At 71.0% G+C, this 21,935-nt stretch carries 24 protein-coding genes, 1 tRNA gene and 1 riboswitch; of the genes, 17 read left to right on the plus strand and 8 right to left on the minus strand.

Annotated elements, in window-relative coordinates; all coding sequences use genetic code 11:
- Positions 1-15 precede the first annotated feature (15 nt).
- Complete coding sequence (locus tag ACFPP6_RS30865; protein ID WP_058044276.1) at positions 16-342, plus strand: hypothetical protein; 327 nt, start codon at positions 16-18, stop codon at positions 340-342.
- A 241-nt stretch (positions 343-583) separates the two neighbouring features.
- Here ACFPP6_RS30865 and ACFPP6_RS30870 read toward each other — a convergent pair whose 3' ends face one another.
- Both ACFPP6_RS30870 and ACFPP6_RS30875 read right to left on the minus strand, forming a co-directional pair.
- Complete coding sequence (locus tag ACFPP6_RS30870; protein ID WP_382049427.1) at positions 584-1,177, minus strand: isochorismatase family protein; 594 nt, start codon at positions 1,175-1,177, stop codon at positions 584-586.
- Positions 1,178-1,310: 133 nt separating this feature from the next.
- Complete coding sequence (locus ACFPP6_RS30875) at positions 1,311-2,639, minus strand: nicotinate phosphoribosyltransferase (RefSeq protein WP_382049429.1); 1,329 nt, start codon at positions 2,637-2,639, stop codon at positions 1,311-1,313.
- A gap of 123 nt (positions 2,640-2,762) precedes the next feature.
- On the opposite strand from ACFPP6_RS30875, the gene clpS reads away from it, so the two are divergent.
- From clpS to ACFPP6_RS30910, 7 genes are all read left to right on the plus strand, one after another.
- Positions 2,763-3,074 (plus strand): ATP-dependent Clp protease adapter ClpS, encoded by a 312-nt coding sequence (clpS, locus tag ACFPP6_RS30880; RefSeq protein WP_382049431.1) that lies wholly within the window; start codon positions 2,763-2,765, stop codon positions 3,072-3,074.
- Entirely contained in the window at positions 3,074-3,679 is a 606-nt protein-coding gene (locus ACFPP6_RS30885) for a DUF2017 domain-containing protein (protein ID WP_382049433.1), read from the plus strand. Before clpS ends, ACFPP6_RS30885 begins: the two co-directional genes overlap by 1 nt.
- A gap of 318 nt (positions 3,680-3,997) precedes the next feature.
- Complete coding sequence (locus tag ACFPP6_RS30890) at positions 3,998-5,488, plus strand: amino acid permease (RefSeq protein ID WP_382049435.1); 1,491 nt, start codon at positions 3,998-4,000, stop codon at positions 5,486-5,488.
- A 123-nt stretch (positions 5,489-5,611) separates the two neighbouring features.
- On the plus strand, positions 5,612-6,034 hold the full coding sequence (locus tag ACFPP6_RS30895; protein WP_382049437.1) for a M67 family metallopeptidase: 423 nt from the start codon (positions 5,612-5,614) through the stop codon (positions 6,032-6,034).
- 119 nt (positions 6,035-6,153) lie between these two features.
- Complete coding sequence (locus ACFPP6_RS30900; protein ID WP_382049439.1) at positions 6,154-6,435, plus strand: MoaD/ThiS family protein; 282 nt, start codon at positions 6,154-6,156, stop codon at positions 6,433-6,435.
- Positions 6,436-6,447: 12 nt separating this feature from the next.
- Positions 6,448-7,398, plus strand: a complete 951-nt coding sequence (locus ACFPP6_RS30905) for a PLP-dependent cysteine synthase family protein (RefSeq protein WP_382049441.1) — start codon at positions 6,448-6,450, stop codon at positions 7,396-7,398.
- A gap of 174 nt (positions 7,399-7,572) precedes the next feature.
- The gene (locus ACFPP6_RS30910; protein ID WP_382049442.1) at positions 7,573-8,325 is read left to right on the plus strand and encodes an MBL fold metallo-hydrolase; all 753 of its coding nucleotides are present in this window, start codon (positions 7,573-7,575) and stop codon (positions 8,323-8,325) included.
- Between the two features lie 106 nt (positions 8,326-8,431).
- Here ACFPP6_RS30910 and ACFPP6_RS30915 read toward each other — a convergent pair whose 3' ends face one another.
- Positions 8,432-9,724 carry a PTS transporter subunit EIIC gene (locus tag ACFPP6_RS30915; RefSeq protein ID WP_058044286.1) on the minus strand — a complete coding sequence of 431 codons (1,293 nt, stop codon included), beginning with the start codon at positions 9,722-9,724 and terminating at the stop codon, positions 8,432-8,434.
- Positions 9,725-9,996: 272 nt separating this feature from the next.
- A complete protein-coding gene (locus ACFPP6_RS30920; RefSeq protein WP_382049444.1) occupies positions 9,997-11,334 on the minus strand; it encodes a PTS transporter subunit EIIC in 1,338 nt (445 codons plus the stop codon).
- Between the two features lie 203 nt (positions 11,335-11,537).
- On the opposite strand from ACFPP6_RS30920, the gene ACFPP6_RS30925 reads away from it, so the two are divergent.
- The 4 genes from ACFPP6_RS30925 (at position 11,538) to rdgB (ending at position 13,782) form a co-directional block, all read left to right on the plus strand.
- Positions 11,538-11,771, plus strand: coding sequence for a PTS sugar transporter subunit IIB (locus tag ACFPP6_RS30925; protein WP_030369451.1), 234 nt, complete (start codon positions 11,538-11,540; stop codon positions 11,769-11,771).
- A gap of 148 nt (positions 11,772-11,919) precedes the next feature.
- Entirely contained in the window at positions 11,920-12,651 is a 732-nt protein-coding gene (gene rph, locus ACFPP6_RS30930) for a ribonuclease PH (RefSeq protein ID WP_168092813.1), read from the plus strand.
- Between the two features lie 94 nt (positions 12,652-12,745).
- A complete protein-coding gene (locus ACFPP6_RS30935) occupies positions 12,746-13,129 on the plus strand; it encodes a hypothetical protein (protein ID WP_382049447.1) in 384 nt (127 codons plus the stop codon).
- 50 nt (positions 13,130-13,179) lie between these two features.
- Positions 13,180-13,782: an RdgB/HAM1 family non-canonical purine NTP pyrophosphatase gene (gene rdgB / locus ACFPP6_RS30940; protein ID WP_382049449.1), complete on the plus strand. Its 603-nt coding sequence runs from the start codon at positions 13,180-13,182 to the stop codon at positions 13,780-13,782.
- Between the two features lie 50 nt (positions 13,783-13,832).
- Here the strand turns inward: rdgB and ACFPP6_RS30945 are convergent.
- Positions 13,833-13,916, minus strand: a tRNA-Leu gene (locus ACFPP6_RS30945).
- Positions 13,917-14,052: 136 nt separating this feature from the next.
- On the minus strand, positions 14,053-15,528 hold the full coding sequence (locus tag ACFPP6_RS30950; protein WP_382049451.1) for an MFS transporter: 1,476 nt from the start codon (positions 15,526-15,528) through the stop codon (positions 14,053-14,055).
- A 230-nt stretch (positions 15,529-15,758) separates the two neighbouring features.
- On the opposite strand from ACFPP6_RS30950, the gene ACFPP6_RS30955 reads away from it, so the two are divergent.
- Together ACFPP6_RS30955 and ACFPP6_RS30960 are read left to right on the plus strand one after the other, a co-directional pair.
- Positions 15,759-16,289 carry a hypothetical protein gene (locus tag ACFPP6_RS30955; RefSeq protein WP_382049453.1) on the plus strand — a complete coding sequence of 177 codons (531 nt, stop codon included), beginning with the start codon at positions 15,759-15,761 and terminating at the stop codon, positions 16,287-16,289.
- A complete protein-coding gene (locus ACFPP6_RS30960; protein WP_382049455.1) occupies positions 16,289-17,530 on the plus strand; it encodes a sensor histidine kinase in 1,242 nt (413 codons plus the stop codon). Before ACFPP6_RS30955 ends, ACFPP6_RS30960 begins: the two co-directional genes overlap by 1 nt.
- Positions 17,531-17,584: 54 nt before the next feature.
- On the opposite strand, the gene bcp is transcribed toward ACFPP6_RS30960, so the two are convergent.
- Entirely contained in the window at positions 17,585-18,052 is a 468-nt protein-coding gene (gene bcp / locus ACFPP6_RS30965; RefSeq protein WP_382049457.1) for a thioredoxin-dependent thiol peroxidase, read from the minus strand.
- Positions 18,053-18,193: 141 nt separating this feature from the next.
- Between bcp and ACFPP6_RS30970 the strand changes: the two genes are divergently transcribed.
- From ACFPP6_RS30970 to ACFPP6_RS30980, 3 genes are all read left to right on the plus strand, one after another.
- A complete protein-coding gene (locus ACFPP6_RS30970; protein WP_336013461.1) occupies positions 18,194-18,514 on the plus strand; it encodes a DUF3618 domain-containing protein in 321 nt (106 codons plus the stop codon).
- Between the two features lie 103 nt (positions 18,515-18,617).
- On the plus strand, positions 18,618-18,920 hold the full coding sequence (locus ACFPP6_RS30975) for a GroES family chaperonin (protein ID WP_058046871.1): 303 nt from the start codon (positions 18,618-18,620) through the stop codon (positions 18,918-18,920).
- A gap of 9 nt (positions 18,921-18,929) precedes the next feature.
- Positions 18,930-18,992: riboswitch (guanidine-III (ykkC-III) riboswitch) on the plus strand.
- A 29-nt stretch (positions 18,993-19,021) separates the two neighbouring features.
- Positions 19,022-19,342, plus strand: coding sequence for a DMT family transporter (locus tag ACFPP6_RS30980; protein WP_058044297.1), 321 nt, complete (start codon positions 19,022-19,024; stop codon positions 19,340-19,342).
- Positions 19,343-19,379: 37 nt separating this feature from the next.
- Here the strand turns inward: ACFPP6_RS30980 and ACFPP6_RS30985 are convergent, their stop codons facing one another.
- On the minus strand, positions 19,380-21,719 hold the full coding sequence (locus tag ACFPP6_RS30985; protein ID WP_382049459.1) for a transglycosylase domain-containing protein: 2,340 nt from the start codon (positions 21,717-21,719) through the stop codon (positions 19,380-19,382).
- Positions 21,720-21,935 lie beyond the last annotated feature (216 nt).

The raw sequence follows: 21,935 nt of genomic DNA on the forward strand, positions 1-21,935 counted from the left end.
AGAGGTGACACGGGCATGGCAGGCGGTGGTTTCTGCAAGCTGCCGGGCGGCAGTGTGGTGGTGGCGCTGTACCTTCCGGGCCCGCCCGGCGGGGGCGCCTCGCCCGGGGCCCGCGTCCGGGTCCTGGTGCACGCCGCGAACCGGGCACGGGCGCTGACACGCCTGCGGAACCTGGGCCTGCGGGCCGTCTACCTCCGCGGCAACACCGAGCCGCCGACGCCGGACGAGATAACGGCGGTGCTCCACCATCCCGACGGCCTGGTCTGGCGCGAGGCGCCGGACGACGACACGGAGTCGTGGCACGGCATACGCACCCTGCTGCGCAGGGCTCCGGCGGCGTAGCGGGCTGCGCCCGGCTTCGCTGCGGCGGGGCTCGCCCCGGCCCGGCACCGCCGGATACGCCGACGGTGGTTGCGCGCCGTTGCGGCGGAAGATGTCCGGGGCTTCGCCCCGGGATTCCGGGGGCTGGGGGCTTGCCCCCAGGAAGCGGTGAAGGGGTGGGTCCGGGGCTTTTCCCCGGCCGCGACGGCGATCAGCCACCGTCGGCGCCTCCGGCGGTGCCGAGCCGAGCCCGGCGGGGACGTTACCCCGTCTGAACGACCGGCTTCCCGCTCAGTTCGACCCCCGCGTCGCGGAGCTCCCCGAGCGCCTTCTCCGTCGTCCCCGGAGCAACCCCCGCCGTGAGGTCGAGCAGCACGTGGGTCGAGAACCCCTCCCGCGCCGCATCGAGCGCGGTCGCCCGCACGCAGTGGTCCGTGGCGATCCCGACGACGTCGACCTCCGTGACGCCCCGCTCGCGCAGCCAGTCCCCCAGGGACACCCCGTTCTCGTCGGTGCCCTCGAACCCGCTGTACGCGGCCGCGTACGCCCCCTTGTCGAAGACGGCGTCTATCGCCCCGGAGGCGATCACCGGGGAGAAGTTCGGGTGGAACCCGGACCCCTCCGTGCCGGCGACGCAGTGCGGCGGCCAGGTGTTCTCGTAGTCCGGCTCGGTGGAGAAGTGCGCGCCGGGGTCTATGTGGTGGTCGCGCGTGGCGACGATGTGCCGGTATCCGGGCGTGGCCTCGCCGACGAGGTCGGTGATGGCCGCGGCCACGTCGGCGCCGCCGGCGACTGCGAGGCTGCCGCCCTCGCAGAAGTCGTTCTGCACGTCGACGATGATCAGTGCACGCTGCATGATGCGGATCCTTTGTGGAAGGGCCCTCGGCCGACAGTGCGGATCGCCTCTCTGTGACCGAGGGTAGTGACTTCCGTTGCGCAATGGGAGAGGGACCCGGAGCGGGGGAGGCCCACCGGGCGCGCGGGGAGCGTCAGAGGTACTCGGTGGGGAGCACCGGCTCACCGCGCGAGAGCTGGGTGGCGGAGAGCGGGAGCCGCGCCCGGGCCGCGGCGTGCCGGTCCCGTGCGGCGTCCAGGGGCTCGCGGGCGACGACCTCGCCGCCGCGGACGAGCTCGGTGATCAGCTGGTGGTCCGCGAGCCCGTCCGGTACCGCGCCGGTACCGACGACCTCGGCCTCGGCCACCCCGTCCGCGTCGGGCCGGCGCGCGGCCCACTTGCGGCCGCCGATGGAGGTCTTGCCGCCCATGGACTTCTTGGCGACCGGCCGCAGCGGGGCGTCCGGCCCGGCCTCGTCCGCGCGGGCCACGAGCTTGTAGACCATCGAGCACGTGGGGTGCCCGCTGCCGGTCACCAGCTGCGTGCCCACCCCGTAGGCGTCGACGGGGGCCGCGGCGAGCGAGGCGATGGCGTACTCGTCCAGGTCGCTGGTGACGACGATCCGCGTCTTCGTGGCGCCCAGGTCGTCCAGCTGCTGCCGCACCCGGTGCGCGAGCAGCAGCAGGTCGCCGGAGTCGATGCGGACGGCGCCGAGCTCCGGCCCGGCGATCTCCACGGCGGTCCGGACGGCCTCGGTGACGTCGTAGGTGTCCACGAGCAGGGTCGTGCCGCCGCCGAGCGAGTCGACCTGGGCGGTGAAGGCGTCGCGCTCGCTGTCGTGCAGCAGCGTGAAGGCGTGCGCACTGGTGCCGACGGTCGGGATGCTGTAGCGGAAGCCTGCCGCGAGGTCGGAGGTGGAGGTGAAGCCGCCGACGTAGGCGGCGCGGGCGGCGGCCACGGCCGCGAGCTCGTGGGTGCGCCGGGCGCCCATCTCGATCAGCGGGCGGTCCCCGGCGGCCACGGCCATCCGGGAGGCCGCGGCGGCGACGGCCGAGTCGTGGTTGAGGATCGACAGGATCACGGTCTCCAGCAGCACCGCCTCGGCGAAGGTGCCCTCGACGCGCAGGATCGGCGAGCCGGGGAAGTAGACCTCCCCCTCGGGGTAGCCCCAGATGTCGCCGCGGAAGCGGTAGCCGGCGAGCCAGGCCAGGGTCGGCTCGTCGACGATCCGCTGGGCGGCGAGGAAGTCCAGCACGCCGCTGTCGAAGCGGAAGTTCTCCACGGCGTCCAGGACCCGGCCCGTGCCGCCCACGACGCCGTAGCGGCGTCCCTCGGGGAGCCGGCGGGTGAAGACCTCGAAGACCGAGCGGCGGTCGGCGGTGCCGGAGCGCAGCGCGGCCTGCAGCATCGTGAGTTCGTACCGGTCGGTGAAGAGGGCCGTCGACGGAACGTCCACCGGCAGCCTCAAGTCCGCAGCGTTCATGGAACCAGATGCTACCCCCAATCTCGTCAGTTTGACGATTTCTCGGGGGCGCGGCCGGGCGAGCCCTCGACGCGCGGCCGGGCGGTACCCCCCTTTGTGCATCGCGCCCCCGCGAGTGGCAGCATGGGAAACGTGAGTGTTGCACCGGTCGAGATCGAACGCCCCGAGTCGAGCGAGTCCCCGTACGCGGTGACCGAGCCCGACGTCCCCTGGGTCACGCTGGTCCACAACGACCCCGTCAACCTCATGAGTTATGTGACGTATGTCTTCCAGGCGTACTTCGGCTATCCCAAGGACAAGGCCCGCAAGCTGATGCTCGACGTCCACCACAAGGGGCGCGCCACCGTCTCCAGCGGCAGCCGCGAAGAGATGGAGCGCGACGTGCAGGCGATGCACGGCTACGGGCTGTGGGCGACGCTGTCGCAGGACCGTTGATGGCCGGCCACTTCGAGCCGCTGTCCGGCGGCGGGGCCGCCGTGGCCCTGGACGAGGTCGAGGTCTCCATCCTGCGCAGCCTGGCCGTGCAGCTCCTGGAGCTGATCGGCCCGGGCGACGAGTCCGCCGGCCCCGAGGGCGCCGATCCGCTCGCGCGCCTCTTCGCCGAGGGCCCGAGCGAGCCGCCGTCCGATCCCGCGCTGGCCCGGCTCTTCCCCGACGCCTACGGCGAGCCGGGTGCCGAGCAGGACCCGCAGGAGCGCGCGCACGCCGCCGAATTCCGCCGCTACACCGAGAACGACCTGCGCGACCGCAAGCGCGAGGACGCCCTCGCGGTCGTCCGCTCGCTCGACTCGCTCACCGTCGCCGGAGACGCCGGGGACGACGCCGCCGTCCTGAGGCTCGCGCCCGAGGACTGCCGGCGCTGGCTGGGCGCGCTCAACGACCTCCGGCTGGCCATCGGGGCGCGGCTGGAAATCGCCCATGACGACGACAGCGAGGTGCTGCTCCGGCTGCCGGACGAGGATCCGCGCAAGCCGATGGTGATGGCCTATCTCTGGCTCGGTGGCCTGCAGGAATCGCTGGTAGAGGCACTTATCGGCTGATCGATCAAATGCGTCCGGACGTCCGCTCAGGGAACAATCAAGTCCGGATAACGATCGGATCACCGTAGTGGCGGCTTTTGCCTACCCTTTTCCTTGTTGTCCGCATTTCTTTGTGGTGCGCATCACCCGGCCATGATCGCCATTCAGACGATCTACCGGCCACTCGTGATACATCTTGCCGACCTGCCTCCGTGACGCCACCCATGTTCACGGCGGGAGCGCTGAGCCGGCCGACCGTCGGCACTCGCAGGACTCCATCCGGGGGGATCGGAACCCGATCCGGAGCAACCGGATCGGTATGGAGAAAGGCGCACCACCATGACCTCTGAGCAGGTCGCGGCCCGTACCGCGGACGCAGTCGCGGAACCGGGCCACAAGGGAAGCGGCAACGCGGCTTCCGAGGGTTACGAGCGGGGACTCGGTAACCGGCAGATTCAGATGATCGCCATTGGTGGCGCCATCGGCACCGGCCTCTTCCTCGGCGCGGGGAAGGCCATTTCCAAGGCCGGCCCGAGCCTGATCCTGGCCTATGCGATAGCGGGCCTGGTCATCTTCTTCATCATGCGAGCGCTCGGCGAGCTGCTCATGTACCGCCCGGTGTCGGGCTCCTTCTCGGACTACGCCCGGGAGTTCCTCGGCCCCTTCTGGGGCTATGTGACCGGATGGACGTACTGGCTCTTCTGGGTCGTCACCGGAATCACCGAGGTGACCGCCGCGGCGGCCTATGTGCAGTACTGGGACAAGGACATCCCGCAATGGGTGTCCGCACTGGTCTTCACCGTCATCCTGTATTTCGCCAACCTGATCTCCGTGAAGCTCTTCGGTGAGCTGGAGTTCTGGTTCTCGATGGTCAAGGTCACCGCCATCATCGGCATGATCCTCATCGGTATCGGCGTGCTGACGATCGGCTTCTCCGACGCCGGTGACACCGCCACCGTGGCCAACCTCTGGAACGACGGCGGCTTCTTCCCGCACGGCATCGGCAGCACCCTGATGACCCTGCAGATCGTGATGTTCGCCTTCCTCGCCGTCGAGCTGGTCGGCGTCACCGCGGGCGAGGCCAAGGACCCGGAGAAGACGCTCCCCAAGGCGATCAACACCGTGCCGTGGCGCATCGCGGTCTTCTACATCGGCGCGCTGATCATCATCCTGGCCGTGGTCCCGTGGGGCGAGTTCATGCCCGGCGTGAGCCCGTTCGTGGCCGCCTTCCAGAAGATCGGTCTGCCGGCCGGCGCCGGCATCGTCAACTTCGTCGTCCTCACGGCGGCGCTGTCGTCCTGCAACTCCGGCATGTACTCCACCGGCCGCATGCTGCGCGACCTCTCGCTCAACGGCCAGGGCCCGAAGTTCTTCGGCCAGCTGACCAAGGGCGGCCTGCCGCTGCGCGGCACCACCTTCTCCGCCGCGCTGATGCTCGTCGGCGTGTGGATCAACTACCAGTGGCCGGGCAAGGCGTTCGACTACGTCGTCTCCTTCGCGACCATCTCCGGCATGTGGGCCTGGATCATGATCCTCGTGGCCCAGCTCCGCTACCGCCGCAAGGCCAACCGCGGCGAGCTCCCGCAGTCCCCGTTCCGCGCCCCCGGCGCGCCGTGGACCAGCCTCTTCGCCCTCGGCTTCATCTTCATGGTGATCGTGATGATGGGCCTCGACGAGAACGCGCGGGTCTCGCTGTACTGCGCCCCCGTCTGGGCGGCGATCATGTGGGTGTCCTACCTCTTCCTCAAGGCCCGCAACCCGCAGGCCTTCGAGCGCAAGGACTACACGCAGGCCGTCGAGGCCGAGCAGAAGGTCGAGCAGGTCGCCTGACGGCCTGACACCTGACCCGCCGGACCCGCACTGTCCGGCATCCGGGCCCGCCCGTACCACTCCTCGGTACGGGCGGGCCCTTCGCTTTACCCCGGCGATCCCCGCGTGCCTATCCTGGGGCGCATGCTGACCATCACCCAGGACCTGTACGACCGGATCGTCGCGCACGCCCGCGCGGACCACCCCGACGAGGCCTGCGGCGTGGTCGCGGGGCCGGCCGGCAGCGACCGCCCCGAGCGGTTCGTCCCGATGCTCAACGCCGCCCGCTCGCCCACGTTCTACGAGTTCGACTCCGCGGACCTGCTCAGGCTCTACCGCGAGCTGGACGACCGGGACGAGGAGCCCGTGGTCATCTACCACTCGCACACGGCCACCGAGGCCTACCCCTCCCGCACGGACGTCTCGTACGCCAACGAGCCCGGCGCCCACTACGTGCTGGTGTCCACCGCCGACACCGACGGCGAGGGCCCCTTCCAGTTCCGTTCGTTCCGCATAGTGGACGGCCAGGTGACCGAGGAGGACGTCACCGTGGTGCCTGCTTACTGAGCCCAGGGCCTCCGGCGGCCCGCCGCTGTCCGTATGCCGGTACGAACTTCCGGCGGCCGCACACGGAATCGATACGATCGCCCCAGGTGCCCCACCCGCACGCCGACAGGAGCCACATCATGGCCATCGAGGTCCGCATCCCGACCATTCTCCGCACCTACACCGACGGCAAGAAGGCCGTCGAAGGCAGCGGTGCCACCATCGACGAGCTCTTCAAGGACCTCGAGACCCGCCACGCGGGCATCCGCGAGCGCCTCGTCGACGAGTCCGGCGAGCTGCGCCGCTTCGTCAACGTCTACCTCAACGACGAGGACGTCCGCTTCCTCGCCGGCATCGGCACCGAGCTCGGCGACGGCGACAGCGTCACCATCCTCCCGGCCGTCGCCGGCGGAATGGTCTGAGCGGCCCGGCGCATGCGTTACGACAGCCACCTGGCCTCGGTCGGCAACACCCCGCTGGTGCGGCTGCCCAGGCTCTCCCCGTCCGAGTCGGTCCGCGTCTGGGCCAAGCTGGAGGACCGCAACCCCACCGGCTCGGTCAAGGACCGCCCCGCCCTGCACATGATCGAGCAGGCGGAGCGGAGCGGGCGGCTGACCCCCGGCTGCACCATCCTCGAGCCCACCTCCGGCAACACCGGCATCTCGCTGGCGATGGCGGCCCGCCTCAAGGGCTACCGCATCGTGTGCGTCATGCCGGAGAACACCAGCGAGGAGCGGCGGCAGCTGCTCGCCATGTGGGGCGCGGAGATCGTCTCCTCGCCCGCCGCGGGCGGCTCCAACACCGCCGTCCGCGTCGCCAAGGAGCTCGCCGCCGAGCACGCCGACTGGGTGATGCTCTACCAGTACGGCAACCCCGACAACGCCGGTGCCCACTACGCCGGCACGGGCCCGGAGATCCTCGCCGACCTCCCCGAGATCACCCACTTCGTCGCCGGCCTCGGCACCACCGGCACGCTCATGGGCGTCGGCCGCTACCTGCGCGAGCACAAGCCCGGCGTGAGCATCGTCGCCGCCGAGCCCCGCTACGACGACCTCGTCTACGGCCTGCGCAACCTGGACGAGGGCTTCGTCCCCGAGCTCTACGACGCCTCCGTCCTCACCACGCGCTACTCGGTCGGCTCCGAGGACGCCGTGCGCCGCACGCGCGAGCTCCTCACCGAGGAGGGCATCTTCGCGGGCGTCTCCACCGGCGCCGTCCTGCACGCCGCCCTCGGCGTGGCCCGCAAGGCCGAACGCGCCGGGGAGAGCGCCGACATCGCCTTCGTCGTGGCCGACGGCGGCTGGAAGTACCTCTCGACGGGCATCTACACGGCCCCCACCACGGAGGCGGCCGTCGAGGCGCTGCACGGCCAGCTCTGGGCGTGACCGCAGGGCCGCCCCCGGCCCCGGCGGGCCCGGGGCGGGGGCCCGCCCAGAAGGGTCCGTACCGGTGACTTCAGCCACAACCCCACCTCGCGGAGGAGCGGCCGTCCCGTTCGCGCTTTACGCTCGACGGACCGCATGGCCCCCCGTCACGAGTCAACGGAGGTTCAGGCCCGCATGAAGCTCACCGTCGTCGGATGCTCGGGGTCGTTCCCGTCCACGGAATCGGCCTGCTCGAGCTACCTCGTCGAGGCCGACGGCTTCCGGCTGCTCCTCGACATGGGCAACGGCGCCCTCGGCGAGCTGCAGCGCCACATCGGTCTCTACGACCTCGATGCCATCCTGCTCTCGCACCTGCACCCCGACCACTGCATCGACATGTGCGGCTACTTCGTGGCCCGCTACTACCGGCACGAGGGCGGCCGCGCTGAGGCCATCCCGGTCTACGGCCCGCGGGACACCGAGCACCGGCTGGCCACGGCGTACGGGGACGTGCCCGACGACTCCTGCATGAGCGAGGTCTTCGACTTCCGCACGCTCACCCCCGGCACCTTCTCCCTGGGCCCCCTGACCGTCCGCACGGACCGGGTCCGCCACCCCGTGGAGGCCTTCGCCTTCCGCGTCGAGCACGACGGCAGCGCGCTCGTCTACTCCGGCGACACCGGGCCCTGCGAGGAGCTGCACGGCCTGGCCGACGGCGCCGACCTCCTGCTGTGCGAGGCGTCGTTCACCGACGGCAAGGAGGACATCCCCGACCTCCACCTCAACGGCCGCGAGGCGGGCGAGCACGCCGCGCGGGCCGGTGCGGGCCGGCTGGTCCTCACCCACATCCCGCCGTGGACGGACCCGCTGACCAACCTCCGCGACGCACAAGCCGTCTACGACGGGCCGGTCGAACTCGCCCGTGCGGGCGCGGTGTACGAGCTCTGACCCCCGGTCCTTTCCGTTTTCCGTAAACCCGGAAATGCGCAAGCAAATGCCCCCGGAATCCATTGGATTCCGGGGGCAGCTGCTTGTATTGCCGTTGGTTACGAGGTCACGCCTTCAATTCGGCGGACTCTTCCTCGGACTCGCGGCCGGGGGTCTTGAGGTCGAACTTCGTGATGGCGAAGCGGAAGACCACATAGTAGATCGCGGCGAAGCACAGACCCACGAGGACCAGCATCCACGGCTTCGAGGCGATGCCCAGGTTCAGCAGGAAGTCGATGACGCCGGCCGAGAAGCCGAAGCCGTCCTTCATGCCGAGCGCCCAGGTCAGGGCCATCGAGACACCGGTCAGCACCGCGTGGATCGCGTAGAGCACCGGCGCGACGAACATGAAGGTGAACTCGATCGGCTCGGTCACGCCGGTGACGAAGGCGGTGAGCGCGAGGGAGAACATCATGCCGCCGACGACCTTGCGGTTCTCGGGGCGGGCGCAGTGCACGATCGCGAGGCAGGCGGCCGGCAGCGCGAACATCATGATCGGGAAGAAGCCGGTCATGAACTGGCCGGCGTTCGGGTCGCCGGCGAGGAAGCGGGCGATGTCGCCGTTGACGGTGCCCTTGGGGCCCTCGTACGAACCCGCCTGGAACCACGGGAAGGAGTTGAGCAGGTGGTGCATGCCGACCGGGATCAGACCGCGGTTGGCGACGCCGAAGATGCCCGCGCCGACCGCGCCGGAGCCGACCAGCCACTCGCCGAAGCTGTGCAGACCCGTGCCGAGCACCGGCCAGATGTAACCGAAGGCGACGCCGATGAGCAGACCCGCGAAGGACGACAGGATCGGCACCAGGCGGCGGCCGCCGAAGAAGCCCGCCCAGTCCGGCAGCTTGGTGCGGTAGAAGCGCTGGTATATCAGCGCGACCACGAGGCCCATCACGACACCGCCGAGGACCTTGGCGTCGACGGCCTGCTCCACCATGGCGACCTTGTGGTCGACCACGGCCTCCTTCTTCGGGAGGCTGCCGTCGGTGAAGGTGCCCAGGACCTTGCTGAAGACCAGGTAGCCGGCCACGGCGGCCAGCGCCGTCGAGCCGTCCGACTTCTTGGCGTAGCCGATCGCGACACCCACGGCGAACAGCAGCGCCATGTTGTCGAGGATCGCGCCGCCGCCGGCGGACATGAATTCGGCGATCTTGTTGAGGAACGCCGGGAGGGACTCCTTGCCCAGCATGTCGCCCTGGCCGAGGCGGACCATCAGCGCGGCGGCGGGGAGCACCGCGACCGGCAGCATCAGGCTGCGGCCGATACGCTGGGCAATCGCCATGGCGCCGGCGCCGAACTTCTTCTTCTCCGGCGCAGCGGCGTCGTCAGGCGCCGCCTTTGCCGCCTTGGCGCTCTTACTCATCGGATTCCTCCAGGTGAGGCGGGCGCTCGGGGGAAGGGGGACGGCCCGCTTTTGGTCTACACCACTCAGTGGTTTAGACCTGTTGTAGCACGTGAGTACGGGATAAAGGAATCCGTGCTTCTCCGTGGCTTCGGACACAGATCCGGACGTGGATCCGGGCACCGATCCGGGCGCAGATCCGGGCACCGATCCGGGCACGGAAAAGCCCCCGGACCGGGTGGTCTCCGGGGGCTCTCTCGGTGACGGGCTGCGATTAGCCCTTCACGTTGCCGCTACTCCTTCACGTTGCCGCGCTCGATCTCCTCCGCGAGCTCTTCCGGCTCACGCCCCGGAGTCGGCAGGTCGAACTTCGTAATCGCGAACCGGAAAATCACGTAGTAGACGACGGCGAAGCACAGCCCGATCGGAATGATCAGCCACGGCTTGGTCGCCAGCCCCCAGTTGATCACGTAGTCGATCAGGCCCGCCGAGAAGCTGAACCCGTCGTGCACCCCCAGTCCCCAGCTCACCGCCATCGACACGCCCGTCAGCAGCGCGTGCACCACGTACAGCAGCGGCGCGATGAAGAGGAACGAGTACTCGATGGGCTCGGTGATGCCCGTGACGAACGACGTCAGGCCCACCGAGAGCATCATGCCCGCCACCGCCTTGCGCCGGTGCGGCTTCGCGCAGTGCGCGATCGCCAGCGCCGCCGCCGGCAGCGCGAACATCATGATGGGGAAGAAGCCCGTCGTGAACTGGCCCGCGGCCGGGTCGCCCGCCAGGAAGCGGTTGATGTCGCCGTGCACCACCGTGCCGTCCGGCTTCGTGTAGTCGCCGAACTGGAACCACATGAACGTGTTGAGGAACTGGTGCAGGCCCACCACCAGCAGCGCCCGGTTCGCGACGCCGAAGACGCCCGCCCCCGCCGACCCCAGGTCCGACAGCCACTTGCTGAAGCTCGTCAGCGCGTCGCCCACCGGCGGCCAGACGAACAGGCAGACCACCGCGAACAGCAGCGCGACGAACGACATCAGGATCGGCACCAGCCGCCGCCCGTTGAAGAAGCCCAGCCAGTCCACCAGCCGCACCCGGTGGAAGCGCATCCAGAACCACGCGCTGAGCAGGCCGATCACGATGCCGCCGAAGACCCCCGGGTTCTGGAAGCTCGCCGGCGCCGCCGTGCCGCCCGTCGAGACGCACACCCCGCTCCACAGCCCCGCCCCGCCGAACGTCGTCTCCCGCGGGCAGTCCTCCGGGAACTGGTGCAGCACCGAGAAGTAGACGAGGAAGGCCACCACCGCGGCCAGCGCCGTCGAACCGTCCGCCTTCTTCGCCATGCCGATCGCCACGCCCACGCAGAACAGCAGCGGCAGGCCGAGCGCCGAGTCCAGCAGCGCGCCGCCCGCGCCGGCGAAGACCTTGGCCACGTCCGTCCAGCCCAGCCCGTCCTTGCCGAAGACGTCCGGCTGGCCGAGCCGGTTCAGGAGGCCGGCGGCCGGGAGCACCGCGATCGGCAGCTGGAGGCTGCGGCCCATCTTCTGCAGGTTCGAGAAGAGGGTCTGCCAGCGCTCGCGCCAGCGGCTCTGCCGCGGTGCGGGTGCCGGTGCCGCCGTGGCGTCCGTGGTCATCTGCGTCCTCCCGGCCGCCGCCCCGGCGGCGGTCCACTCGGTGCTTGCCGCATACTGGTGTAGACCACTTATGCGGGGTGGTGGGTGAGGCCATCATTTGCCGGATGGCGGACATCTGCCCGCATAGTTGGGCTGAACGTGGTTTACCGTGTGGAAGCCGGTCGGTGGTACCGCCGAAGGGCCGAAGACAACCAGGAGTGCACATGGCCAGCAAGGCTGAGAAGATCGTCGCCGGCCTCGGCGGCATCGACAACATCGAGGAGATCGAGGGCTGCATCACCCGTCTCCGCACCGAGGTCGCCGACCCGGAGCTGGTCGACGAGGCCGCGCTCAAGGCCGCCGGCGCGCACGGCGTCGTCAAGATGGGCACCGCCATCCAGGTCGTCATCGGCACCGACGCCGACCCGATCGCCGGTGAGATCGAAGACATGATGTGAGCCACTGAGGCTCCCGCCGGAGGGCCCCGCCCCGGAACGCCCGCGACACCGCCCGCGCCGCCGTCGGACACGACGACGCCGAGCACGCTGCCGCTGCGAACCGGAACGGGGCCCTTCGCGCTCCCCCGATGCCAGTAGGCTCATCACCATGTCTCGCATCGACGGCCGCACGCCCGACCAGCTCCGCCCCGTGACCATCCAGCGCGGCTGGAGCAAGCACGCCGAGGGCTCCGTCCTCATCTCCTTCGGCGACACCAAGGTCTTCTGCACCGCCAGCGTCACCGAGGGCGTCCCCCGCTGGCGCAAGGGCTCCGGCGAGGGCTGGGTCACCGCCGAGTACTCGATGCTGCCCCGCTCCACCAACACCCGCGGCGACCGCGAGGCCGTCCGCGGCAAGATCGGCGGCCGCACCCACGAGATCTCCCGGCTGATCGGCCGCTCGCTGCGCGCCGTCATCGACTTCAAGGCCCTCGGCGAGAACACCATCGTCCTCGACTGCGACGTCCTCCAGGCCGACGGCGGCACCCGCACCGCCGCCATCACCGGCGCCTACGTCGCCCTCGCCGACGCCATCACCTGGGCCCAGGGCAAGAAGCTCGTCAAGCACGGTCGCCAGCCCCTCACCGGAACGGTCAGCGCGGTCAGCGTCGGCATCGTCGACGGTGTCCCCCTCCTCGACCTCTGCTACGAAGAGGACGTCCGCGCCGAGACCGACATGAACGTCGTCTGCACGGGCGACGGCCGCTTCGTCGAGGTCCAGGGCACCGCCGAGGCCGAGCCCTTCGCCCGCGAAGAGCTCAACGCCATCCTCGACCTCGCCGTCACGGGCTGCTCCGCACTCGACGCCGCCCAGCGCGAGGCACTCGCGGCGACGCTGTAGGCAACCGCCGGAGGGATCAGGAGCGTTCCTACGGGCGTACGGCCGGAAATCCGGGCCGTGCGCCCGTAGCGGTTCTCACAGGGGAGGGGCCCTCATGCCCGCACGCAAGGCAGCACTGGCACTGGCCACCGCAGCACTCGTCGCCGTCCCGCTGGCGGCCGGCTGCTCCACCGCCCAGAAGGCCGTGGACTGCGCCCGCCTCGGCATCGAGATATCGAACGATGTCGACGACCTCCAGCGCAGCGTCACCGACACGGCCACCGACACCGACAACGCGGGCAAGATCCTCGACAACCTCGAGAAGGACACGAAGAAGCTCAAGGACAAGACGAGCAACGTCGACGTCGGCAAGGCCCTCGACCACCTCCAGAAGGCCGTCGGGAACGTCCGCGACGCCCTGCGGGACGACAGGACCCCCGACCTCACGCCGCTGACGGACGCGGCGGGAGAACTGTCGAAGGTGTGCACGTCGAAGTAGGGCGGGGCGGGACGCGGGGGAGTGTGCGGGGGCGGCGGGATAATCACCCCATGAAGCGCCTGATCCTCGCCACCCGCAACGCCAGCAAGGTCACCGAGCTCCGCGCCATCCTGGAGGCGGCCGGCCTCGACGTCGAACTCGTCGGCGCCGACGCCTACCCCGAGATCCCGGACGTCAAGGAGACCGGCGTCACCTTCGCCGAGAACGCCCTGCTCAAGGCCCACGCCCTCGCCCGGGCCACCGGCTTCCCGGCCGTCGCCGACGACTCCGGCCTGTGCGTCGACGTCCTGAACGGCGCCCCCGGCATCTTCTCCGCCCGCTGGGCCGGCCGCCACGGCAACGACAAGGCCAACCTCGACCTCCTCCTCGCCCAGCTCGGCGACATCGCCGACGAACACCGCGGCGCCCACTTCGCCTGCGCCGCGGCCCTGGCCCTGCCGGACGGCACGGAACGCGTGGTCGAAGGCCGCCTGGAAGGCACCCTCCGCCACGAACCGGCGGGCGGCGGCGGCTTCGGCTACGACCCCATCCTCCAGCCCCACGGCGAGACCCGCACCTGCGCCGAACTGACGGCGGACGAGAAGAACGCGATCAGCCACCGGGGGAAGGCGTTCCGGGGCCTGGTGCCGGTGGTGCGCGAGCTGCTGGGCTGACGGTGTGCCAAAGGGCCGTCCTGCCGGAGCGGGACGGCCCTTGGTGTCCGTGCGGCCGGAGGGACTCGAACCCTCACGGGTGTTACCCCACTGGGACCTAAACCCAGCGTGACTGCCAATTCCACCACGGCCGCGAGCTGCTGACCATGCTATCGGGCCGGCCGCCGGCCCTGTAGGCGGATCGGGCCGAGCCCGCCGGACCGGCCGCCGGACGGCGGGTCCCGCTCGGCGGCCCGGACCGTGCGGACCGCCGGAATCCCGGTCCGGCCGTCAGAACTTCGGCTCCGGGGACCGGGACGTGACGATCTCTTCCGCTTCCTCCTTCGTCGCCACCGCCGGCGGTGAGCCCTCCAGGGGCTGACGGGCCGTTTCCCGCATGAAGGCGACGGCGACCATGCCGATCAGGGCCGCGCCCGCCGTGTAGAACGCCGGCGTCATGTCGCTGCCCGTGGCGTGGATCAGGGCCGTGATCACCAGGGGGGTCGTGCCGCCGAAGAGGGACGTGGAGATGTTGTAGCCGATGGCCAGGGAGCCGTAGCGGACGTGGGTGGGGAAGAGGGCGGGGAGGACGGCGGACATGGTGCCGAGGAGGCACACCAGGGGCAGGCCGAGCATCAGCATGCCGCCGAGGACCGCCGCGAGGCCGCCCTGTTTGAGCAGCAGGAACGCCGGTGCCGACAGGGCGACGAAGCCGCCCAGGCCCGCCATCAGCAGCGGTTTGCGGCCGATCCGGTCGCTGAGCCTGCCCACGCAGGTGATGACGGCCATCAGCAGGATCATCGTGGCGATCAGGATCAGCAGGCCGTGCGTGTCGTCGTAGCCGAGCTGGTCGGTGAGGTACGTCGGCATGTACGACAGCAGCATGTAGTCGGTGATGCCGTACGCCCCGGCCAGGACGACGCACAGCAGCAGCCGGGCCCACTGCGCGGTGAAGATCTCCTTGAGTTCGGTGCCGCCGGTCTCCTCGTCCTCCTCCAGCTTCTGGAAGGCGGGGGTGTCCTCCAGCTTCATCCGCAGGTAGAGGCCGACGAGACCGAGCGGGCCGGCGACGAGGAAGGGTATGCGCCAGCCCCAGTCGGTCATCGCGGCGCTGCCGAGCGCGGAGGTCATGGCGGTGACGAGGCCGGCCGCGCCCACGTAGCCGGCGAGGGTGCCGAATTCGAGGAAGCTGCCGAAGTAGCCGCGGCGCTTGTCGGGCGCGTACTCGGCGATGAAGGTCGCGGCGCCCCCGTACTCGCCGCCGGTGGAGAACCCCTGCAGCATCCGGAAGCAGATCAGCAGCACGGGTGACCAGAAGCCGATGGCCGCGTACGACGGGATGAGGCCGATGGCGAAGGTGCCGGAGGCCATCAGCACCATCGTCAGGGCCAGGACGCGCTTGCGGCCGATCCGGTCGCCGAGCGGGCCGAAGAACATGCCGCCGAGGGGCCGGACGAGGAAGGCCACGGCGAACGTCGCGAGCGAGGACAGCAGGCGCACCGTGTCGTTGCCGGAGGGGAAGAAGACGTTCCCGAGGGTGACGGCGAGATAGCTGTAGATGCCGAAGTCGAACCACTCCATGGCGTTGCCGAGCGCCGCCGCCTTGACCGCCCGTCTGACCGTGCGCTCGTCCGTGACGGTGATGTCCGTGCGCCGCAGCCGCGGGTTGCGGCGGCGGGCGACGGCCCGGAACAGAGCCGGGTGGCGTCTGACGGCGGCCGGGTCGTGTCCGGCGTTCCCGGCCTCGGTGCTGCTGCCGTTGGGCACGGCTCGGCCCCCTCACGGTTGCGCGCGATGTGTACGGGCCTGCGTCTGCGCGCTGTGCCGCGGCTCAAACCGGTGCGCCTGCCGATAGGGAGATTGGTCACGCCCGGCGCCCGGCGTGCCGCGGAAGCTGATATAGGCATGAAGGGAACGCGCGGCCCGATTTCACCGTCCCTCACAGCGGGGACGTTCAGCCGGACCCGAGAACACCGGAAAGACCAGAGAGAGGGCCGATGGCCGACCGTGTTGCGCCCCGTCGCCCCGGCATGCGCACCGCCCTGGCGATCTTCGCGGCGGTGACGGTGCTCGCGCTCGGCGGCGTGTGGTTCAGCCAGGCCGAGGAGCGGTCGGGCACGGTGGCCGACGCCCCGAAGACGTCGGCCGCGCAGAAGGCCCACCCCGCGCGGGACACACCGGAGGCGACGCCGGAGACTCTCGCGCCGCGGGAGATGCCGGGCGTGCGCGAGTGCGGCGTCGGCAGGCCGGTCGTGGAGCCGAAGATCATCACGCTGAACTGCTCGAACGCCGGGGTGGTGGCCAGCGACATCAAGTGGGACTCGTTCTCCGCGGACGGCGCGGACGGCTCCGGCGTGGTGCTGGTCTCGGGCGCGGCCGGCGGCGGTTCCCCGGCCTCCTTCCCGGCGCGGCTGCGCCTGTACGACGTCACGAAGGTCGACGGGATGATGGCCTTCACGGGCATCGAGGTCAGCTACACGGGCGCCACCCCCCATGCGAAGGCGAAAGAGGTGTACACGATCGCGTGATGGGTATCCGTGGCCGGATCGCCCTCGCGATCTCCTTCGTCACCGCGCTCGCCGTCGTGGTGCTGGGCCTGGCCGTGCACCACATCTCCACGGCGGAGCGCGACCGGCAGGCCCAGGCCTACCAGGACGACCTGCTGAGTTCGGCGCTGCAGATCTACCAGCGCGACAGCACGCTCGCGCTGGGCGCCCAACTGGACGACGCGGCGCTGCCGTTCCCGCTGGCGCAGGCCGTGGCGCGGGGCCGCTCGGGTACGTACATCAGCGACGGGGACGATCCGCGGGTGTGGGCGGCGACGGCGGTCGGCGGCGACAAGGTGCTGTCGGTGTCGGCGCCCTACCCGGACCGGGACCCGCTGATGACGGCGCTGGACAAGGCGCTGCTGGTGGCGGGCGCCGCGACGGTGGCGCTGATGGCGGTGGTCGCCTGGTTCGTGGCGCAGAGCCTGTCGCGGCGGCTGCGGCTGAGCGCGGCGGCGGCCCGGCGGATCGCGGCGGGCGAGCCGCCGGACGCGGAGGCGCTGGCGGCGGGCGGCCGGGACGAGGTCGCGGAGCTGGGCCGCTCCGTGCACCACATGGCGACGTCGCTGGCGGCGCGCGTGGAGGCGGAGCGGGAGTTCACGGCGGACGTGGCGCACGAGCTGCGGACGCCGGTGGCGGGGCTCGTGGCGTCGGCGGAGCTGCTGCCGCACCCGCGGGCGGTGGAGATGGTGCGCGAGCGCGCGCAGACCATGCGGGTGCTGGTGGAGGACCTGCTGGAGGTGTCCCGGCTGGACGCCGGCCGGGAGCGCGCCCAGCTGGACGCGGTGGAGCTGCCGTCGCTGGTGCGCGGGATCGTCAAGCGGGCGCAGGGGCAGCGCGGGGTCGACGACGTGGCGGTCGAGGTGGTCGGCGAGGGCCGCATCGTGGCGACGGACGCCCGCCGCGTGGAGCGCATCCTGGTGAACATCCTGGCCAACGCGGCGAAGCACGGGAAGCCGCCGATCGAGGTCACCGTGGAGGGCACCCGGATCGTGGTGCGCGACCACGGTGACGGCTATCCGCCGGACCTGGTGGACCAGGGCCCGCGCCGGTTCCGCACGGCGGCGCCGGAACGCGGCACGGGGCACGGCCTGGGGCTGACGATCGCGGTGGGCCAGGCGGTGGTGCTGGGGGCGCGGCTGGAGTTCGGCACGGCGCGGGGCGGGGGCGCGCAGGCGATCCTGGACCTTCCCGAGGCGGAGGCTCCTGCGGAGGGCGAGTGACGCCCCCTCCCGCTGGGATTCGCCGGGCCCGGCGAATCCCAGCGGGACCGTTGCCTACAGGCCCAGGTCCTTGATGATCTTCGCTACGTGGCCCGTGGCCTTCACGTTGTAGAGTGCACGCTCGACCCGGCCCTCCTCGTCCACGATCACCGTCGAGCGGATCACCCCGGTGACGGTCTTCCCGTACAGCTTCTTCTCGCCGAAGGCGCCGTACGCCTCCAGGACCTTCTTCTCCGGGTCGCCGACGAGCGTGACCTTGAGGCTCTCCTTCTCGCGGAACTTCGCGAGCTTCTCCGGCTTGTCGGGGGAGACGCCGATCACGTCGTAGCCCTGCCCGGCGAGGAAGTCGAGGTTGTCGGTGAAGTCGCAGGCCTGCTTGGTGCAGCCGGGGGTGAGGGCGGCGGGGTAGAAGTAGACGATCACCTTGCGGCCCTTGCGGTCCGCGAGCGAGACCGGGTTGCCGTCGGCGTCGGGAAGGGTGAAGGCGGGGGCGGTGTCGCCGGGCTGCAGTCGCTCGCTCATGGCTCTCCTCGGGTCGTGGGCCTGCGTCCCGAGCGTAGTCACCGGCCCGATCGGGGGTGCCGCGGGGCACGGGGTCCGGCGAGCTGACAGACTGTCGTCATCACTCATCATCACTCTTATCGAGACGACGGAGGCAGCGCGGTGTCGGATGCCAGGACCCCTGCGCAGATCGAGGCGGACATCGCCCGCAGGCGGAACGAGCTCGCCGTGACGCTCGACGAGATCGGCGTGCGGATGCACCCGAGCACGATCGTGGGCGACGCGAAGGCGAAGGTCGCCGCGAAGGTGGACCACACCGCGGGCCGTGCCTGTGCGGCGGCGCACCGGCTGGTGTCGGACGCGAAGGCGCGCTTCACCACGGAGGAGGGCGCTCCGCGGCTGGACCGGATCGTGCCGGTGGCGATGGTCGCGGTGGGCGTGCTCGGGCTGATCGCCGTGTCGTCGAAGCGGCGCGGGGCGTAGGTCACATCCGCGGATCCGTGATCCGTGGCCGCGGGGCCGGGTGCGGGCGGGTACGGTCGTCTGCGTGAGTACGAACACCAGCCACGACAAGCTGCCCATCCGGATGCTGCACGACCGCGTGCTGGTCCGGACCGACATCCCGGAGGGCGAGCGCCGGTCCTCCGGCGGCATCGTCATTCCCGCGACGGCGGCGGTTGGCCGCCGGCTGGCCTGGGCGGAGGTCGTGGCGGTCGGGCAGAGCGTGCGCACGGTGGAGCCGGGCGACCGGGTGCTGTACGACCCCGAGGACCGCGCCGAGGTGGAGGTCCGGGGCGTGGCGTACGTGCTGATGCGCGAGCGCGATCTGCACGCCGTGGCCGCGGAGCGGCTGGAGGGCTCGGAGGACTCCACGGGCCTCTATCTGTAGTACGCCCCTTTTGGTACGGTTGTCGGAACCCGACGAGACGCGCCGTACCGGGTCAGGACAAGACGACGCACCCCTGGAATCTCGTCCACGGAGGTGCCGTCATGGCATGGGTCCTGCTCGCCGTCGCCGGTCTGCTCGAGGTCGGCTGGTCGATCGGCATGAAGTTCACCGAAGGGTTCACCCGGCTGTGGCCGAGCGTGTTCACCATCGCGGGTATCGCCGCCAGCATGCTGCTGCTGTCGCAGGCGGCGAAGTCCCTCCCCATCGGTACGGCCTACGGCGTGTGGGTCGGCATCGGCGCGGCCGGTGCGGCGGTCCTGGGCATGCTGGTCCTGGGCGAGCCGGCCACGGCCGCGCGGATCTTCTTCATCGTGCTGCTGCTGGTCGCGGTGGTGGGCTTGAAGGCGACCTCGGGCCACTGACCGGCCGCGGGCCGGGGGTGCCCCGGCCCGCCGCTCGTCAGTAGTCGCCCAGCAGGTCCCGGTCCAGCCCGCCGACCCCGTGCCCGTCCTTCGGCTCGTTCGGGATGAACGTGGGGAACCCCGGCAGCGACGGCGGTGACGGCGGCCCCGTCGGGAAGCCCGGAGGCGGCCCGGTCGGCGGCAGCGGCGGGAACGACGGCGTGGGCGGCCCGGGCGGCGGCGCCGGCGACGTGGGCGGCGCGGGGACCTCCGGCGGCGCCGAGGTGACCGGCGGCTCCATGGTCGGGATGCGGGCGCCGCTCTCCAGCTCCAGGTCGAAGTCCTTGACGGAAGTGCCCCGGAGGGCGGCCGCGGTGTAGGCGGCCCAGATGTCGGCGGGGAAGCCGCCGCCGTTGATGCGGGCCTGCCCGGCGGCCCCGTAGAGGGACTTGTGCTCGCCGGTGTCGGAGTCCTGCCCCATCACGGCGACGACCGTCGCGAGGTCGGGGGTGTAGCCCGCGAACCACGCGGCCTTGTCGTCCTCGGCGGTGCCGGTCTTGCCCGCCGCGGGCCGCCCCGCGGCCTGCGCGCCCCGGCCGGTGCCGTTCTCGACGACGCTCTCCAGGATCGAGGTCGTGGTGTCGGCGGCCGTGCGCGTCACGGCCTGCTTCACGTCCTTGCCCGGCAGCGGGACGATCTCGGCGCCCTTGGCCACCTTGTCGACCAGGGTGTACGCGCCGTGCCGCCCGTGGTTGGCGAGCGTCGCGTACGCCTGGGTCATGTCCAGGACGCTGGCGTTGGCGACGCCGAGCGCGATGGAGGGGGTGGCGGTCAGGTCGGGGGTGTTCTCGGGGATGCCGAGGGCGACGGCGGTGTCCTTGACCTTGGCCGGGCCGACGTCCTGCGCCATCTGGGCGTAGACGGCGTTGACGGACAGGTCGGTGGCCTTGGTGACGGTGATCCGCCCGTAGGAGATGTCGTCCTCGTTGGCGGGGGCGTAGCCGACGGGCCCGCCCGGCCCCTGCACGGGGCGCTTGTTCGTGCCGTCGTAGAGCGTGTACGGGGTGATGGTGCGCCCGTCCTGCGTGGACGCGTCGTCGGCGACCGCAGCGGTGAAGACGAACGGCTTGAAGGTGGAGCCGACCTGGAAGTCGCGGCGGGTGGCGTTGTTGACGAACTGCTTGGTGTAGTCGATGCCGCCGTAGAGGGCGACGACCCGGCCCGTGCGCGGGTCGATGGAGGCGCCGCCGGCCCGTACGTACCGGTCGACCGTGCGGTTGTCGCTGAGCTCGTCCATCAGCTGCTTCTGCACGGCGCCGACGAAGGCGTCCTGCTTCTTCTTCTCGATGGTCGTGGTGATGCGGTAGCCGCCGCGGGCGAGCGTCTGCTCGTCGACGATCTTGTTGCTGGTGAGGTAGTCCTTGACCGCCTCCACCAGATAGCCGCGCTGGCCGGACATGCCCAGCCGCGCCCGCGCCTTGCCGGGGGTGGGGAACTTCATGGCGTTGCGCTCGTCCTGGCTCAGCCACTTCTTCTTGACCATGCCGTCGAGGACGTAGTTCCAGCGGGCGGTGGCGCGCGCCTGGTTCTCGGGGTGGGCTCCGACGTCGTACAGGCTCGGGGCGTTGAGGAGCGTGGCGAGGTAGGCGCCCTCGGCGGTGTTCAGCTTGTCGGAGTCCTTGCCGTAGTACGCCTGGGAGGCGGCCTGGATGCCGTAGGCGTTGCGGCCGAAGTAACTGGTGTTCAAATATCCTTCGAGGATGTCGTCCTTGCTCTCCTCGCGGTCCAGCTTGATGGCGATGAAGAATTCCTTCACCTTGCGGGTGATGGTCTGCTCCTGGCCCAGGTAGTAGTTCTTCACGTACTGCTGGGTGATGGTGGAGCCGGACTGCTTGCCCTTCCCGGTGACGGTGTTCCAGGCGGCGCGCAGCATGGCCTCGGGGTTCACGGCGGACTCGGAGTAGAAGTCGCGGTCCTCGGCGGCGAGCACGGCGTGCTGCACGGTGCGGGGCACCTTGCTGAGCGGCACGCTCTCTCGGTTGACCTCGCCGTCGCGCGCGAGCTGGCTGCCGTCGGCGTAGAGGAAGACGTTGCTCTCGGCGACCGCGGCCTGGTTGGCGGCGGGGATCTGCACGAGCGTGTAGCCGGCGATGAGGCCGCCCGCGACGAGGAGGACGAGGAGCAGGAAGGCGCCCAGCACCATCCGCCAGGTGGGCAGGAGGCGCCGCCAGCCGGTGCGGCGGCGGCCGTTGCCGTTGCCGGGGCGGTCCGGCCGTCCCGGCGTTCCGGGCCGGCCGCCGTGCCCGCCGCGCCCCGGGCCGCCGGTCTCCCTGGGCGCCCAGCCCGCCGGTGCGCCACGGCCGCCCCCGGCGGCCCGCTGTGCGTGCTCGTCGCTCATGTCTGTAGGGACTCCTCGGCCGCCGCCGTTGGTTCGGTCACGGCGGCGCGGTCTCGTGTCGGGCGGTCCGCTGTGCTTCGTACACGTCGTACATCCCGTCGAACACTGTCGCATCATGCGTTCCGCGCCATGGCACGTTCCGCACACCGGGCAGGCCCGGCTCGGCCGTCCGGGCCAGGCGCCGGCCACTCCGGGGGGTGAAAACCGGGGCCGACG

Source organism: Streptomyces aureoversilis (genome assembly GCF_042657885.1).
GTDB lineage: Bacteria > Actinomycetota > Actinomycetes > Streptomycetales > Streptomycetaceae > Streptomyces > Streptomyces aureoversilis.